Below are 15270 nucleotides of genomic sequence, written 5' to 3'. Positions count from 1 at the left end.
GGCAAGCCTTTCCCGGAACACGTCCTCACCCGTGACCATATTGTACCGACCTCGAAAGGGGGGCGGGATCGCTGGTCCAATGTGGTCTCTGCCTGCCGGCGCTGTAACCAGCGCAAGGGTAACCGGAGCCTTGAAGATATCGAGATGGATCTACTGGCGATGCCCTATGTGCCGAACATGGCCGAATACCTGGCACTCATAAACAGTCATCGTATCCGCGGTGATCAGATGGCGTTTTTACGTAGCCAGTTTGGCAAGAACAGTCGACTTCTGTGAGGGGGTGATTTCCCATAAATGCTCTTTTTGTTGTATTTGGGTTACATGATGCTTCCCTCATTATTCACGCTGCCTTGAAAGGGTATATAAGAAGATAGTTATTTGTGTGAATTGGGGAATTCATTGATTCGTTATTTTTTGGCGACTCTGTTTGTATTGTTAGGGGCATCTGCCGGAGCACAGCCTCAGTCTGAACAAGCTGCTGCGTTTTATTACGGACCTGACATTCCCTGGCACACCCTCTCTGTTTATGATTTTCCTGTTGTTGAGCCGGATCAGTCCCGTGGCGTACCCGATGCGTTTCGCGAGCAACGCTTTTACGCCTATGTCAGCCTGGGTGAAGTTCTGGCATCGCGCCCGTTTTTTGCAAACCTGAAACCGGAGTGGCTGCTGGGTGAAAACCCGGACTGGGGCTCCCATATTTTCGATCTGTCTTCGCCGAATCTGCGCGACTTCCTCGTTGATAAGGTTGTTGCTCCGCTTTGGGAACAGGGCTACCAGGGATTTTTCTTCGATACCCTGGACAGTTATCAACTGGTAGCCAAGACGCCGGAGCAGCGTGAGCAGCAGCGGCAAGGGTTGGCGGCGTTGATCAACCAGATTGCCCAGCGTTATCCCCGGGCCCGCTTTATTTTCAATCGCGGCTTTGAACTGATGCCACTGGTGGAGGCGCCGGTGGATGCCATTGCGGCCGAGTCTCTCTACCAGCGATGGGAGGCGGGTAAGCAGCGCTATGCGCCGGTTCCCGAGGAAGATCGCCAGTGGTTGCTGAATCAGTTTGCCGCCATGCGTGACCAGTATCAGGTCGATACCATTGCCATTGACTACGCGCCGCCCGCTGAGCGTCAGCAAGCCCGGGAGCTTGCCGGGAAAATTGCTGACCATGGTGTGATTCCCTGGGTCACCAACCCGGAGCTGGACATGCTCGGGCTGGGCATGCGTGAGGTGCTTCCCCGGCAAGTGTTGTTGATCCATGGCGGCAGTAGTGAGCGATTCTGGGAGCTTTCAGATGCGGTGCGTTATGGGCTGATGCCCCTGCAGTTCCAGGGTCTGGTTCCTGATATCCGTGCCATCAATTCCACCATGCCCGCCGGAACCCTGCAGGGACGTTACGCCGGTATTGTTGTCTGGCTGGAAGAAGAAGATCTGGCCGATGCCGATTTTGAGGCCTGGCTGGTGGAGCAAAAAGACGCGGGCATTCCCATTGCCATGCTTGGTTACCCGGCGGTGGACCCGGAGGGCCCCAATGCGCAGGCTTTCGGTTTCGAGGGCCGGCCTACACCCCCGTCACCGCCGACGGTTACCCGTCAGCATGAGGCCATGGGGTTTGAGCTGGCACTGCCCAAACTGATTGAGTTGTCGTCGCCATTGCATAACCCGTCTGCGCAACCCTGGCTGGAGCTTAGCGCCGGGGAGCAGATCTATACGCCGGTGGCGACGGCGCCTTGGGGTGGCTATGCGTTTCAGCCATTCATGATTCGTTCGATATTGCCCGGCGAGAAAGGCGAGGGGCTGGATCGCTGGGTATTTAACCCGCTCACCTTTATTCGTGAAGCGCTGCAACTGCCGGCCATGCCGATTCCGGATGTGACGACGGAAAATGGCCGTCGTTTGCTCTTCGCCCATATGGACGGCGATGGTTTTCCCAGCCTGGCCGAGGTGAAGGGTTACCAGGGACAAACCGATGCCCGGGTATTGCTGGAGGAAGTACTCAAGCGTTTTGAGGTGCCCACCACTATCTCGGTGATTGAGGGGGAAGTGGCGCCCCACGGCCTCTACCCGACAATGTCCGCCGAGCTGGAGCAGATCGCCCGGGAAATGTTTGCGCTACCCCATGTGGAGGCAGCCACTCACACCTATTCCCATCCGTTCTACTGGCACGACGCCCAGCAAATGCCCGGGGAACTGTATGGCCCGGAAGGGCAGTTACGCCTACCTATCCCCGACTACCAGATGGACCCGGTGCGTGAAGTCGTCGGTTCGGCAGAGTACATCAACGATAACCTGCTGGTTGACGGAAAACGTACCCAAATGGTGCTGTGGAGCGGAGATACCATTCCCACTCCCGAAGCCCTGGCTGCGGCCCGCCGGGGCAACCTGTTGAACATGAACGGCAGTGACACCATCATTACTCACAGTGCTCCCACCTGGACGCTGATCAAGGGAATCGGCCTTCCCAAGGGTGACGAATATCAGGTTTATGCGCCCAACCAGAACGAAAACATTTATACCAATGAGTGGAGTGGCCCTTTCTATGGTTTTGAGCGGGTGCTCGAAACTTTCGAACTGACGGAAAGCCCCCATCGTTTCAAGCCGGTGAATATCTATTACCACACCTATATCGCCAGCAAGACAGCAGCGCTGGAATCCTTGCTGAGGGTCTACCGCTGGGCGCAGTCCCAACCGCTGCACCCGGTGTTTGCGTCCGACTATGCCCGCAAGGTGCTGGATTTCAACACCATGGTGATCGCCCGGGATAATGACGGCTGGCGGGTACAAGGCAATGGTGAACTGCGCACCTTGCGACTGCCGGAGGCGCTGCCGGTACCAACCCTGATCAACAGCCGTGGAGTTGCCGGTTACCGGGAAGACGGTCCCGGCCGCTACCTGCATTTGTCCGGCGCTTCCGCCTGGTGGCAGTCCGGTTCAGACTCGTTGCCTTACTTGCAACAGGCCAATGGTCGCCTGACCACATTTGCTCGCAATGACGGCGGCATGCAATTTTCTCTGGCCGGACACACCAACCTGGAATTTGCCATCGGCAATGCCGGTGGTTGTTCCCTCAGTTATCGCGACGAACCACTGACTCCAGTGCGCCGGGAAGGAACCCTCTACCACTACAGGAGTGCGAAGCATGAGCTCGAAGAGCTACGGCTACACTGTTCGCACTGAGCGATTACGGGTTCTCGGCCCCACCGAGTTGCTCGCTTGTCTGTTGCTGATCCTGGTGGTGTGCTGGCTGGCCTTCCCCCGGGATCTGGCGACCACGTTGCGCAATGCGCGCCTGGATGCGGTGACCCTGAGTTATATGCAGGCCTGGCTGAAAGCCAAGCCAGATGACCATGACCTGCGTTTGTTGATGGCCCGAGAGCTGATTGTGCTGGGGCGATTTGACGAAGCCGATTTACAACTCGACCGGGTGGAAGCTGCCGATGCGGGTTACCAGGCACAGGTGCGCTGGCTCAGATTGCAGTGGGATTTCAAGCGGCTGATGGCCATGGAGCCGGAGCTGCGTGAAGCTTCCCGATTGCAGGCCGAGACCCAGGCAAGTGTGCGCAGCCAGGACTGGTCGACGTTAAGCAATGACCAGCGCCGGGAACTGGCGGAAATGGCTCTGGTGCTGGGCGAGGTGCAACAAACCGTGCGCTATTACCGGCTGCTTGCCACTGAGGCCGAACGGCCCGCCTACTGGTATGAAAAAGCCGGACGGGTTCTGTTAGGGCAGGGTAACTACCTGGCATCGGGGCTTGCTTTTAGTGAAGCCATGGAAGCGTCCGCTGATGCGACCGTGCGCAAACAGTATTTTCTTGAGGCGCTGGCGGCACTGGAAGCCGGCAGCCTGCATGACGTGGCGTTGCGCTTTGCGTCCCGCTACGAACATGTTTATTACCAGGATAAGGCCGTGTTGTACCGCCTTATGCGCCTGGCCCAGGCCGGCGGCGACCTGGCCCAGGCCCAGCGCTATGCGGTGCGTTTATTGCGTCTCAATGGCCGGGGAGAGCAGCGATGAAGCGGTTGCTGTTGACTCTGGTATTGCCCTTGCCGTTCCTGTCTGGTGTTGTTCTGGCCCAGGCGCCGGAGCCCTACGTGGAGAGTTATTACGACCACAGTTACGAGGTCTTTGTGGCGGCGGGCAATCTGGGGCGGGCTCGCCAGGTGGTGGACAACGCTCTCTATTGGCGCCCCGACGATATTCGCTGGTGGCAGAGGCTGGCGCAGATCGCCGACTGGCAGGGGGATAGCAGTACTGCCCTGAAAGCGTGGTGGAAAGTGGCGGAAACCACCGATGACCCGCAGGCATGGCAGCAGGTGCGGCAGCGGGCACCGTTGGCCTACGATCACCAACTGACGTTACGGGTTTACAAGGAATTGCTGGAAGTGTCTCCCCGGGACCGTGATCTGCTGGCCACCATCGCCAGGCAATATGAGTTGCTCGGCACACCGGATGAAGGTCTGGATTTCATGGCCGATTGGCATCGACGCTATCCGGGCCAGGCGGTCCTGTGGGAAATGCAGCGTCTGGCCTGGAATCAGAGTGACAGAAAGCAAGCTGCTCGCTACTCACGGCAGTACATGAATCGCTATGGCCCGGAGCGCGAGATGGCATTAAAAGTCTCTCGCTACCATTGGCTTGAGGGTCAGCGTGAGACGGCTTATTCCGATTTACGCAGTGATGCCGAAAGCCTGCCCTATGATCCTGACGTGACTCGTCGTTTGGCGGTTATGGCCAGTGAGCTGGGGCATTGGCAACTGGCCATGGATCATTACCAGACATTGCTGGACCAGGATGACGAGACCCTGGCGGATCTGTATCAGTACATTACTCTGGCCCGCTATTACGATCGCGCCAGAGTGGTGGCGCTGATGGAGCGGGCCTGGCAGCGCAATGGCGATCAGGCTTTTGCCATGGGCGTCCTTTATCAGATGCAGGATGCCGGTCGCTGGCAGGCCATCGACGACTTTCTGCGCCGGTTTAGTGACGCTCAGCGCGAACAACTGCACCAGGATCCGGCCTTTCTGCGTTTTTACGCCAATCTGCTGTTGCGCAAGGGCGAAATGGAAAGGGCCGCGCAGTGGTTGCAGCGGGCGCTGGAACTGGCTCCAGGGGATCGGGAGACCCGCATCGCCTGGTTGTGGCTGCTGGTCGCCAGTGGTGATGATAATCAGCTGGCACAGACCCTTGCCGCCTGGGAAGCCGGTATCCGCCTGGATCGGCGCTACTGGGAAGTGCTGGCCGCCGCTCATATGGCATTGGGTCATGCCGAGCAGGCGGTCCGTTACGAGAGTTGTCTGCTGCAAACGGCTCCCGACGATTGGGAACGGCAATGGCAGTATGGTCAAGCATTGATTGCCGCGGGCCGTGATGGTCAGGCCTGGCCAGTGCTGCGCAATCTGCATCAGCGCTTGCCGTTTCCAGTCAGTGACGATAAGCAGAATCAGTACCGGGATATGCGCCTGGCGCTCAGCCAGCGGTTTGAGGGCGGCGACGCTTCCCTACAACTGGCACAACAGATTCGCCAGCAGCAGGGTGACGACGAAGCCCGTGCCGAATGGTTGGCCCAGTGGGCGCTGGGGCATAGCGAGCCGGAGTTGGCCCGCGCCTGGTATCTGCGTAAGCAGCAGGCCGCCGGTACGCTGCATGCTGGTTCGGCGCTGGCCTATGCCATGCTCAACAACGACCGTGATGCAGTGGCGCAGATTCGTCAGCGCTATGCCGGCCAATTGACGCTATCTGAGCAATTGGGGAGCCAGGTGGAACTGGGCGAGGAACGACGTGCCAGCACGACGCTAATGGCCATGCAGACCGGCTCACCGGAACTGGCTGGCGCCAACAATCAGCAGGAATCCCTGTTGTTGCCCAGTGCTCGCTCCAGCGCCCTGGCGCTGGAACAGCGCCGTCTGGGTGCCTTGCAAATGACGGACTGGACATTTACCCAGAGCCAGCCATTCAGTGACTACAGCACCTTGTCTGCACGCTACCGGCAACGGCAGTTTGACAGTAACGATCGCGCCCAGCTGGATGTGGACGAAGCAGAACAGTGGCTGAGCCTGGAGTGGCACTATCAGCGTGAACGCTATCGTCACCGTTTTTCACTGGGCCAGCGCCAACTGCTGGATAACAGCGAAACCACCGCGGATCTGGAAGTGGCTGGCAACTGGCACTCAGACTGGTCGGCCAGTTGGCGTTACCAGTGGCGGATGCCAGCGGATGAAACCTCCTTGCTACTGTTGGGTGGCTCGCGTACTGGCAGCCAGTTCCAGCTGAATTGGTCGCCCCAATCTACCTGGCAGAGCAGTGTAGATTGGGCGGATTACCAGTATCGTGATCTGAATAGTCAAAACCTGGGGGAGGGCAGCATTATCAATGTGCAAACCACCTGGCGTCCCTGGTTGTCCCGTTTTTCACCAGGCCTTCGCCTGCGCCATACCCGCGCTGATTTTGCCGAAGCCGGGGACAGCATGGCGGAAGTCCGCGCTTTGCTGCCAGTCGGCGCAGACGCTACGCCCTTGCCCGAGGATTACAGCGAATCCGGAGCGTCCCTGCTGCTGGGCATGCCGGATGTGCATATCCGCCCGCATCGCCTGCAGGGGTGGGGAGAAGTGGGTTACGTGAATAACAGCCTGTCCGGTGATGGGTTTATCGGCCGTTTGGGCCTGGCCGGGCCGCTGATCGGTCGGGACGCCTGGCAGCTGTCCCTGGAGCGGCAACTGAATACCGGTGGTAACGATGAAGATAGCTACCGGGCCGAACTGCAATACAGGATTTACTACTAGGAGCATGAGATGAAACAGGTTGTTGCTTTGTTGCTGGCGCTGATGCTGGCCAGTTGCACCCATGTACGCAGTAGTCAGGGAGTGTCACTGGACGCGGAAGGTACCTGGCTGGTGTTGCCGTTGGTAAACCGCACCGCCACCCCCCAGGCCGGACTGCGGGCAGCGGCCATCGTGGAATCCGTGCTTTACCGGCAGGGTGTGACGGCGGTGGACAGTTATCCGGAAACCGGTAATGACGGCCTGTTATTCGAGGCGTCTTCTTCCGCTAACCGGGAAAAAATGGATCGTTGGGTGCAGTCGCAATCGGCCCAGTATGTGGTCAGCGGCGTGGTGCATGAATGGCGCTACAAGACCGGCGTGGATGGCGAACCAGCGGTGGGCGTGATGCTGGAAATCCGCGAACTACCTTCCGGTAATATCGTCTATAGCGGCACAGGTGCTCGTGCCGGTTGGGCAAGAACGTCGCTCAGCCAGACCGGGCAGAAAGTCATCGACAAGCTGCTGGCTCCGGTCATTCGCTGATGCGAAAGTGGCTGGCTAACACCGTCATCCCCGCCCTGGTGGCGCCGCCGGCAAGACCATTCTGGGTGGTGCTTGAGGCAGTGCTGTTGACCCTGGTGGCAGTGGCCATGGGGCTGTGGTTGCGTTCCGAGGATCCCCTGGCGCTGGATGCCAACTTCCGCTGGGGCCTGTTCGTGCCCATCCTGGTATCGTTGCGTTACGGCAGCCTGGCCGGTGTGTTTGGCATGTTGTGCCTGCTGGCCAGCTGGTTTGTGCTCCGCAAAATGGGTTTTTATGCGGACTGGGATTTCCCTGAAGGGACAATGCTTGGCGGTTTCATTCTCAGCCTGGTCTGCGGTGAGTTTGCGGACCTCTGGCGGGTGCGCCTGCAGCGTGCGGAAAGTGCCGCCAGTTATGCCCTGGAACGTTTGCAGAACCTGACCCAGCGTCATGTGCTGTTACGCCTTTCCCATGACCGCCTGGAAGAGAATCTGCTGGTCAGGCCCTACACCGTTCGCGACGCCCTGTTCCGGCTGCGTGATCTGACTCTGGATGAAAGCGATAGCAAAATACTGCCGGCGGCGGATGATCTTATCAATCTGCTGGCAGAGTACTGCCAGTTGCAGCGCGCGGCGCTGTATCCGGTAGTCGAGGGCAAGGTGAGTGGACAGGCCGCAGCTCTGCTGGGTGAAAATAAACCCCTGGACCCGGACGATGCCTTGCTTAACCACGCTTTGGACGCCGGCATGCTCGCCCATGTGCAGCAGCATACCCAGGATGACGCTTATGTGGGCCGCTATCTGGTGGCGGCGCCGGTGACCAACAGTGCCGGGGAAATGATCGGTGTGCTGGTGGTGGAGCGGTTGCCGTTCCTGTCCATGAATTATGAAAACCTGCAGTTGCTGTCTGTATTGCTGAATTTTTATGCGGATGTGGCTCACTACGGGGAAGAGGTGGACAGCCTGCTGGATACCTGGCCCGGCCTGCCTACGCGCTTTGCCAGTGAACTGACAGCACTTTCCCGATTGCGCGGTGAAGCGCGGGTAGACACGGCCCTGGCCCTGTTTGTGGCCGACGACAGCGAACAGGCTGCGCAGATTCTGGAAGCGCTGGCGCGTGGTCTGCGCAGTCTGGATCTGGCCTGGTGGGTTCATGACAACGTGCTGATGATCATGATGCCGATGACCGGGGATTCCAGTCTGGAAGGGTTTGTACTGCGCACGGAAAAATGGCTACAGGAGGATTATGCCTTCTTCAGCCTCCGCCAGGCCGGGGTGAAGTACTACCACCGGCTTCTGGATGAACGCGATTGCGCCGATCAGCTCAGTGAGTTGCTGGGGGTGGCCGGTGTCTAGCTGGAAGCTGCTTATCTATGCGATCAGTGCCGAGCTGGGCTCCCTGCTGCTGTTGCTCAGCAAGAACAGTTCGTTGTCCTATTTTCTGCTTTATCTGGTCGCCCATGGTCTGGCGTCGGCCTTGTTGTCCGCCGTGGCGTGGAGCTTTCTTCCCAGCCGTTTTCGGCAGCCGAAAGTGTTTTCTCTGGCACTGATTTTTTCCTTTGCCTTTTTTATCCCGGCCATCGGTCTGTTGACCATTGTCGGTGGCATTGCCCTGGGGGTGATGTTGCCAGCGCTGTTCATGCCGCTGCCTTTTTCCCAGGTAGCGAAGCCCTATTTTACGCCGGTGAACAATCAGCACACGGCAGGCTTCCGGCAGATTGATTTGAAAACCCTGCTCACCAGTGAGACGGCGCCCAATGCGTTGCGTATTCAGGGAATGCTGGTACTCAAAGACATGCCCGGACGCATTACCGGTCGCTTGCTGCGCGATTCGCTGGGGGATTCCTATGAGGATTTACGCCTGCTTGCCTACGGCATTCTCGACCAGAAGGAAAAGGATATAACCCGCGATATCGACCGAGTGCTGCAGTTGCTGGAGCGCGCCAAGGAGTCGCGTCGCTATCGTCTTGCCCGGCGCCTCGCAGAATTGTATTGGGAGCTGAGTTATCAGGATCTGGTACGCGGTGACATCATGACCCTGACCCTGGAGCGGGCGAGTTTCTATGCCGATATGGGCTTGATGGAATCCCCCGAGGATGCCGGGCTGTGGTTGCTGCGCGGGCGAATCAAGATGGCCCAGGAGAAGCTGGGTGAAGCTCAGGAATCACTGGTGTTTGCCCGTCGGCTGGGGTTGTCGCCGGCCCAGGTGAATCCCTGGCTGGCAGAAATCGCCCTGCAACGCCGGCAACTGCCCATGGTGCGTTTGCTGATGGAACAGATTCCGGAGGGCAGTCAGTTTACTGCCCTGAATAACTCCGTGGAGTACTGGAGGGGCTATGGCGCTGCCCAGAGCGGATAAGGCGGACATCTGTCTGTTGCTGGAAGGGACCTTTCCCTATGTCAGCGGCGGGGTGTCTAGCTGGGTAAACCAGATCATTCGTGGTTTTCCCGAATATACTTTTGCCTGCTGTTTTATCGGTAGCCGCCCGGAAGACTATGGCGAGATGAAATACACCCTGCCGGACAATGTGGTTCATCTGGAAGTGCATTATTTGCATGACTTCCAGCGTGGCGCGCAGAAAAAACCGCAGCAGGGTGATCGTGACGCTTTTCATCGATTGCGGCGCTTCCATGAGCTGATGCGCTCCGGGAAACATTCAAAGGAAAGGGCCACGCTGTTGGGTGAGACCCTCGATGGGCTGGGTGAGGGATGCTGTTATTCCGAAGACGCGTTTCTGCATAGCCGGGCAAGTTGGGATTTCATTTCCGATGCCTACCGACAGTACAGCCGGGACCCGTCTTTTGTGGATTATTTCTGGACGGTTCGCATCATGCATGCACCGTTGTGGGTACTGAATGACATTGCCAGCAACCTGATTCCGGCGCGCATGTATCACACTATTTCCACCGGTTATGCCGGCTTTCTGGGTGCCATGCTGAAACGGCGCACGGGCAAGCCTCTGCTGCTTTCCGAGCATGGCATTTACACCAAGGAACGCAAGATTGATTTGTTCCAGAGTGAATGGATCAGCGATAACCGCGGGCTGGTGGAAAAGAACAACGCGGAAATGGCGTACTTTCGCGAGAAATGGGTTAACTTCTTTACCGAGCTGGGCCGCGAGTGTTACCAGTCATCGAACCGCATCGTGGCCCTGTACGAACGCAACCGGCAGCGGCAGGTGGAAGACGGTGCCCCCACCGAACGCACACTCAATATTCCCAACGGCATCGACCTGCCACGCATGGAAAAGGTCCGTGCCGCCCGGGGTGAAGAGATACCCCAGACCGCCTGCCTGATCGGCCGGGTAGTGCCCATCAAGGATGTAAAAACCTTCCTGCGCGCCATGCGCACTCTGGTTAACGAGATACCGGACGCCAAGGGCTGGATTGCTGGTCCCGAGGATGAAGACAAGGAATACGCCGCAGAGTGTCGTTCTCTGGTGAGTAGCCTGGGCCTGGAAAAGAACGTGGAATTTCTCGGCTTTCAGAAAATCGACGAGTTGCTGCCAAAAGTGGGAGTGGTGGTGCTCAGCTCCATCAGCGAAGCCCTGCCGCTGGTGTTGCTGGAGGGTTTCGCCGCGGGTGTGCCGGCGGTGTCCACGGATGTGGGCTCCTGCCGTCAACTGATCGAAGGGCTGGATGAAGACGATCGGGCGTTTGGCCAGGCCGGTTCCGTGGTGGGCATTGCCGATCCGGAAGCCCTCGGCAAGGCGGTGGCCAAGTTGCTCAGTGATCCGCCGGCCTGGCACGAAGCGCAGCAGGCCGGCATTCGTCGGGTGGAAACCCTGTATACCCAGCAGCAGATGTTTGGCTCCTACCGTGAGCTGTATCAGGGCCTGCTGGAAGGGGAAAGCTGATGGCGGGTATCGGCTTCGAACTGCGAAAGCTGCTGCGCAAGGATACCTTACTGGGCCTGATCCGCGCCTACGCCTATGCCGGCGTGATCAGCTCCGGGCCCTGGGTGCTATCGATTATCGGCATCCTGATCATCGGTATTTTCAGCCTAGGTGCGGTGGTACCGGATATCGCCGTGTCTCAGTTCCAGGTCACGGTGACGTATCTGATCGCGATCAGCCTGGTGCTCACCGGTACCGTGCAACTAGCGTTTACACGTTTCTGTGCTGACCGCGCCTTCGAGAAGCGCGAAGATCTGATTCTGCCCAATTATGGCGGTGTCACCCTGCTGGTAACGGTAATTGCCGGGGTGCTGTCGTTAGCGGCGGCGGTGTTCCTGTTTCCGGAACAGAGCATCCTGTTTCGGGTGTTGATGGCGGCCAGCTTTGTGGTGCTGTGCAATATCTGGATCGCCACCGTGTTCCTGTCGGGTATGAAACAGTACAAGGCGATACTGGTGCTGTATGCCCTCGGTTACGGGATTACCGTGGTGGGCGCCCTGTTGCTGCGTTTTCTTGATCTGGAAGGGCTGTTGCTCGGGTTTCTGCTCGGCCAGGTGACCTTGCTGGCCGGCATGCTGGTATTGATCGTGCGTGGCTATCCGGCGCTCAGCATGGTGTCCTTCGAGATGTTCGGCCCCCGTTACCTGTACCCCAGCCTGATGCTGGTGGGTTTTTTCTACAACGCCGGGGTATGGGCGGACAAGGCCATGTTCTGGTTTTACAGCGGCACCGGCAGCGAGGTGATCGGTCCGTTGCGCGCCTCGCTGATCTATGACATTCCGGTGTTCCTGTCCTACCTGTCGCTGATTCCCGGCATGGCTGTGTTTCTGGTGCGTATGGAAACCGACTTTGTGGAGTACTACAGCAATTTCTATGATGCGGTGCGTGAAGGCGGCTCGTTATCCTATATTGAGGAGATGCGTAACCAGATGGTGTTCGTGATCCGCCAGGGGATCTTCCAGATCCTCAAGATCCAGGCCATCTCGGCCCTGGTGATTATGGTGGCTGGCGCCCAGATCTTCGCGGCTCTGGGGATCACCGACCTGTACCTGCCGTTGCTGAAAGTGCAGTTGGTGGCCACAGCCTTACAGGTGGTGTTCCTGGCCATCATCAATGTGTTTTGTTACCTGGATCAACGTCGCATGCTGGTGCTGCTCACCGGTCTGTTCTTCGTGTTGAACGTGATCTTTACCGGCATCAGCCTGTACTTGGGCCCGCAGTTCTTCGGCTTCGGGTTCCTGCTGTCGCTGGCGGTGTGTGTGATGCTGGGATTGTGGCTGGTGAACCGGAAGATGGGGGAGTTGGAGTACAGCACATTTATGCTGCATTGAGCTACGAGCTACGAGCTACGAGCTACGAGCTACGAGCTACGAGCTACGAGCTACGAGCTACGAGCTACGAGCTACGAGCTACGCTCGTTGGATAGGGAAAGGCCAAGAAGTTCCCACGAAATCGGTGTTCTCTACGAAGCCGCTGTAGGAACGGAGCGCAGCGGAGTAACGCACGTAGTTCCGTGCGGCCCGAAGGGTGAGCGAAGCGAATAACCTATGCTTGCATGGCGAACCGTGCGAAGCACGGCATCGTCCGCAGGACGATCAAAGCTAGAAGCTAGAAGCAAAAAAAACGGCGCCAAAAGGCGCCGTGAATAGTTTGGCTCGGGAGAGCTATCACGGAGTAGAAACTCCGGAGTCGATGGATGGGACCTCATCGACGCCTGGCATTATGTGGACAGTTGTTCGCCGAAACATTCGCTTTGTAGACTTTCTGTTTAGCCCGCCAGGTCAATTTTTGCACGAAAGTGCATATAAGCCCTCAAGTCATGGTTTTCGCGGCATCAGCCCGCAGGCACGAAGATGCTCCTGCCACAGGGTTACATGGCGCTCCAGCGCACGCTCCATGCGGCTTTCCACCCCGCTCGGGCCGAAGTAATGTTGCCGCCAGCGGGTAAAAGGGGCGGGGGGCGAATCCAGCAGACCGTTCATCTGTTCGAGGCTGTCAGCCAGTGATTGGCGCTGGCGGCGGCTTTCTGCCAGCGCCTTTTGCACTTTTGGTGCCCACACCTTGTCCAGCACATTACGCAGACGTCGAGCCCGGGTACTGGCCTGATTGCGGGGGCAGAGGCGCTGTGAATCAATGCCCTCCAGCAGCCGGTTGCCCCGTTCCAGTTCCCGCAATGAAAGCGCCATGCGCCGCAGGAGATACCCGCCAGCCTGATTGCGGGCCAGGGTTTCCAGCAGCGGTTCCAGATTTAGCGGCGTCACGGCGCCGCTTTGCTTGTGCTCGACCAGGGTGTGGCTCAGTTGCTGCAGGCTCTGCAGGGCGGCGCTGGCGGCGCCCACACTGGCGGAGGGTGACTGGCTGAAAAATCGCCGCATCTCCTCGCTGGCGGTGAGCACATTCCAGTACAGGGGCGGCAGTGCGGCTTCCTTTTCGGCCACCACCTGCGACATAACGTTGACCAGCTCCGGGTCATCCAGCGCCTGTTCCTCCAGGCAGGTGCGAGCCCGCCGGATAAAGGCCAGCTCATGGCTCAGCCGCAGGGAATCTGCCTGCAGCTTGCCCAGGGCACTGTTGCGCTGGCTGATCAGTTCCATCAGGCGGCAGTGTCGTAGCTCCAGATAGTCGAGCAGGTCCACCCGGTGTTCCGGTAGCGGCAGCCGTAATTCCCGGGCACCGGGGTAGGCCAGCAAGGGCAGCGGGTCCCGCGCGGGAAGCTCCTGTCGGGTCAGCCGGGCAATCCGGCTCAGGTAGTCCTCCCAAAGCGCCTCATCCGGGTCCTGCGGGACCAGCCACCAGACGACAAGAAGTGAAGCGATGGCCAGGGCCGCCAGTGCCCAGCCGGTTTTTTTCTGCATCACGACGGCACTCCGTTTGGCCCGGTGTTTGAGTTTTGCCAAACCGTTGACACTGCGGTGGATCTGACCACGCATTGCAGGACGGTTGTGCTATGTTTGGCCTGATCATCAATTTGCATTGGAAGCGTATTATGCCAACGAGGGGATTGCCGTTTTTCCGGTTACTGATGCTGAGCCTGGCATTGTCACTGGGCGCCTGTGATACCGGAGAGAAGGGGGACAGTGACGTACCACCCAAACAGGATAAAGCGGCCACGCAAACCACGCAGCCCGAACAGGCGCAGCTGGATGACCGCTGGCAGGCTCACCTGGCGTCTGCCCCCTCCGGGGTGATCAGTGCCCGGGCGCCGCTGGTGGTGCGCTTTAACCACCCGGTTGTCGCTGCAGGCAAGCTTGGTCAGCCGGCCTCCGGTGTCGCCCGGCTGGTGCCGGAAATGCCGGCAGAAATACGCTTTACCGCTGAAGACCGGCTGGAAATTCGCCCTTCGGAACCGCTGCCTGCCGGCGAACCGCTGACTCTGATGCTTTATGCCCAGGGTCTGGAAGGCGTGGATGAAACACTCCCCACCGCGGAATTCCCGTTGCAGGTAATGCGCCAGCAACTGAGTCTGACGGTGCAGTCTCTGTTGCCGGCCGAGACCGGTGAACAAATGGTGCTCACCGGGAGCCTGGAAACCCGGGATCTGGCCGAGGCCGAGGCGGTGGAGAAAAGCCTTCGCGCCAGCCAGGACAATCAAAGCCTGCCGGTAAACTGGGAACACGACAAGGCCGGTTTCCGCCATGGATTTACCGTTTCCGGCATCCGCCGGGGTGACCAGGCCAGCCAGGTAACCCTAAGCTGGGATGGCTCGCCCCTGGGTGTAGAGAACCAGGGCGAGCGCCATTACAACGTCCCGGCAGTAGCGGCCTTTGAAGTCACCAATGTGCGGGCAGTGAACTACCCCAAGCCCCATGTTGAGGTGAATTTTTCCGAGGCCCTGCAAGGTTCGCAGAATCTCAGCGGTCTAGTCACCCTGAACGGCAAGCCGCCACGCCTGGAAGTGGACGGCAGTCGCCTGCGGGTCTATCCCCAGGATGACAAGGAAGAGGATGTGGCCCTGGTGATCGATGCTGGCCTGCGCTCCGCCAGCCATGGCCGGCTGGCGGAAAAGCTGGAAAAAACCGTCACCCTGATGATGACCAAACCCGGCGTGCGCTTTGTCGGCAAGGGCACCATCCTGCCGGATGGCAAGCAGCTCAGCGTGCCCT

Annotated in this window: 10 protein-coding genes and 1 pseudogene; 10 read left to right on the top strand and 1 reads right to left on the bottom strand. The window is 58.9% G+C overall.

Going from position 1 to position 15270, the window contains the following annotated elements:
* The 9 genes from ACFE0K_RS01135 to pelG all read left to right on the top strand — a co-directional run.
* On the top strand, positions 1-276 hold a 276-nt coding region (locus ACFE0K_RS01135), incomplete at its 5' end, for an HNH endonuclease (RefSeq protein ID WP_434534307.1).
* Between the two features lie 123 nt (positions 277-399).
* Positions 400-3168 carry a bifunctional glycoside hydrolase 114/ polysaccharide deacetylase family protein gene (locus tag ACFE0K_RS01130; protein ID WP_434534306.1) on the top strand — a complete coding sequence of 923 codons (2769 nt, stop codon included), beginning with the start codon at positions 400-402 and terminating at the stop codon, positions 3166-3168.
* On the top strand, positions 3131-4006 hold the full coding sequence (locus ACFE0K_RS01125; protein ID WP_434534305.1) for a hypothetical protein: 876 nt from the start codon (positions 3131-3133) through the stop codon (positions 4004-4006). Before ACFE0K_RS01130 ends, ACFE0K_RS01125 begins: the two co-directional genes overlap by 38 nt.
* Positions 4003-6771: a tetratricopeptide repeat protein gene (locus ACFE0K_RS01120; RefSeq protein WP_434534304.1), complete on the top strand. Its 2769-nt coding sequence runs from the start codon at positions 4003-4005 to the stop codon at positions 6769-6771. Before ACFE0K_RS01125 ends, ACFE0K_RS01120 begins: the two co-directional genes overlap by 4 nt.
* Before the next feature lie 9 nt (positions 6772-6780).
* Positions 6781-7293, top strand: coding sequence for a hypothetical protein (locus tag ACFE0K_RS01115; RefSeq protein WP_434534303.1), 513 nt, complete (start codon positions 6781-6783; stop codon positions 7291-7293).
* Positions 7293-8627 (top strand): PelD GGDEF domain-containing protein, encoded by a 1335-nt coding sequence (locus ACFE0K_RS01110; RefSeq protein WP_434534302.1) that lies wholly within the window; start codon positions 7293-7295, stop codon positions 8625-8627. The genes ACFE0K_RS01115 and ACFE0K_RS01110 overlap by 1 nt, the downstream gene beginning before the upstream one ends.
* Positions 8620-9630 (top strand): hypothetical protein, encoded by a 1011-nt coding sequence (locus ACFE0K_RS01105; RefSeq protein WP_434534301.1) that lies wholly within the window; start codon positions 8620-8622, stop codon positions 9628-9630. Before ACFE0K_RS01110 ends, ACFE0K_RS01105 begins: the two co-directional genes overlap by 8 nt.
* Positions 9608-11128, top strand: coding sequence for a GT4 family glycosyltransferase PelF (gene pelF / locus ACFE0K_RS01100; RefSeq protein ID WP_434534300.1), 1521 nt, complete (start codon positions 9608-9610; stop codon positions 11126-11128). The genes ACFE0K_RS01105 and pelF overlap by 23 nt, the downstream gene beginning before the upstream one ends.
* A complete protein-coding gene (gene pelG, locus ACFE0K_RS01095; RefSeq protein ID WP_434534299.1) occupies positions 11128-12498 on the top strand; it encodes an exopolysaccharide Pel transporter PelG in 1371 nt (456 codons plus the stop codon). Before pelF ends, pelG begins: the two co-directional genes overlap by 1 nt.
* Positions 12499-12984: 486 nt before the next feature.
* On the opposite strand, the gene ACFE0K_RS01090 is transcribed toward pelG, so the two are convergent.
* Entirely contained in the window at positions 12985-14022 is a 1038-nt protein-coding gene (locus tag ACFE0K_RS01090) for a DUF3080 family protein (protein ID WP_434534308.1), read from the bottom strand.
* A 131-nt stretch (positions 14023-14153) separates the two neighbouring features.
* On the opposite strand from ACFE0K_RS01090, the pseudogene ACFE0K_RS01085 reads away from it, so the two are divergent.
* Positions 14154-15270: pseudogene (locus tag ACFE0K_RS01085) on the top strand (alpha-2-macroglobulin family protein); the annotation flags it as partial.

The sequence above is a fragment of the Alcanivorax sp. genome (genome assembly GCF_051117345.1).
Lineage (GTDB): Bacteria > Pseudomonadota > Gammaproteobacteria > Pseudomonadales > Alcanivoracaceae > Alcanivorax.
This window is presented reverse-complemented; position numbering and strand designations above follow the sequence as displayed.

What these genes read in the sequence shown, in the direction of transcription:
- pelG (WP_434534299.1), top strand. Translation starts at nt 11,128, where the DNA reads ATGGCGGGTATCGGCTTCGAACTGCGAAAGCTGCTGCGCAAGGATACC.
- ACFE0K_RS01110 (WP_434534302.1), top strand. Translation starts at nt 7,293, where the DNA reads ATGCGAAAGTGGCTGGCTAACACCGTCATCCCCGCCCTGGTGGCGCCG.
- ACFE0K_RS01090 (WP_434534308.1), bottom strand. Translation starts at nt 14,022, where the DNA reads ATGCAGAAAAAAACCGGCTGGGCACTGGCGGCCCTGGCCATCGCTTCA.
- ACFE0K_RS01125 (WP_434534305.1), top strand. Translation starts at nt 3,131, where the DNA reads ATGAGCTCGAAGAGCTACGGCTACACTGTTCGCACTGAGCGATTACGG.
- ACFE0K_RS01115 (WP_434534303.1), top strand. Translation starts at nt 6,781, where the DNA reads ATGAAACAGGTTGTTGCTTTGTTGCTGGCGCTGATGCTGGCCAGTTGC.
- ACFE0K_RS01120 (WP_434534304.1), top strand. Translation starts at nt 4,003, where the DNA reads ATGAAGCGGTTGCTGTTGACTCTGGTATTGCCCTTGCCGTTCCTGTCT.
- pelF (WP_434534300.1), top strand. Translation starts at nt 9,608, where the DNA reads ATGGCGCTGCCCAGAGCGGATAAGGCGGACATCTGTCTGTTGCTGGAA.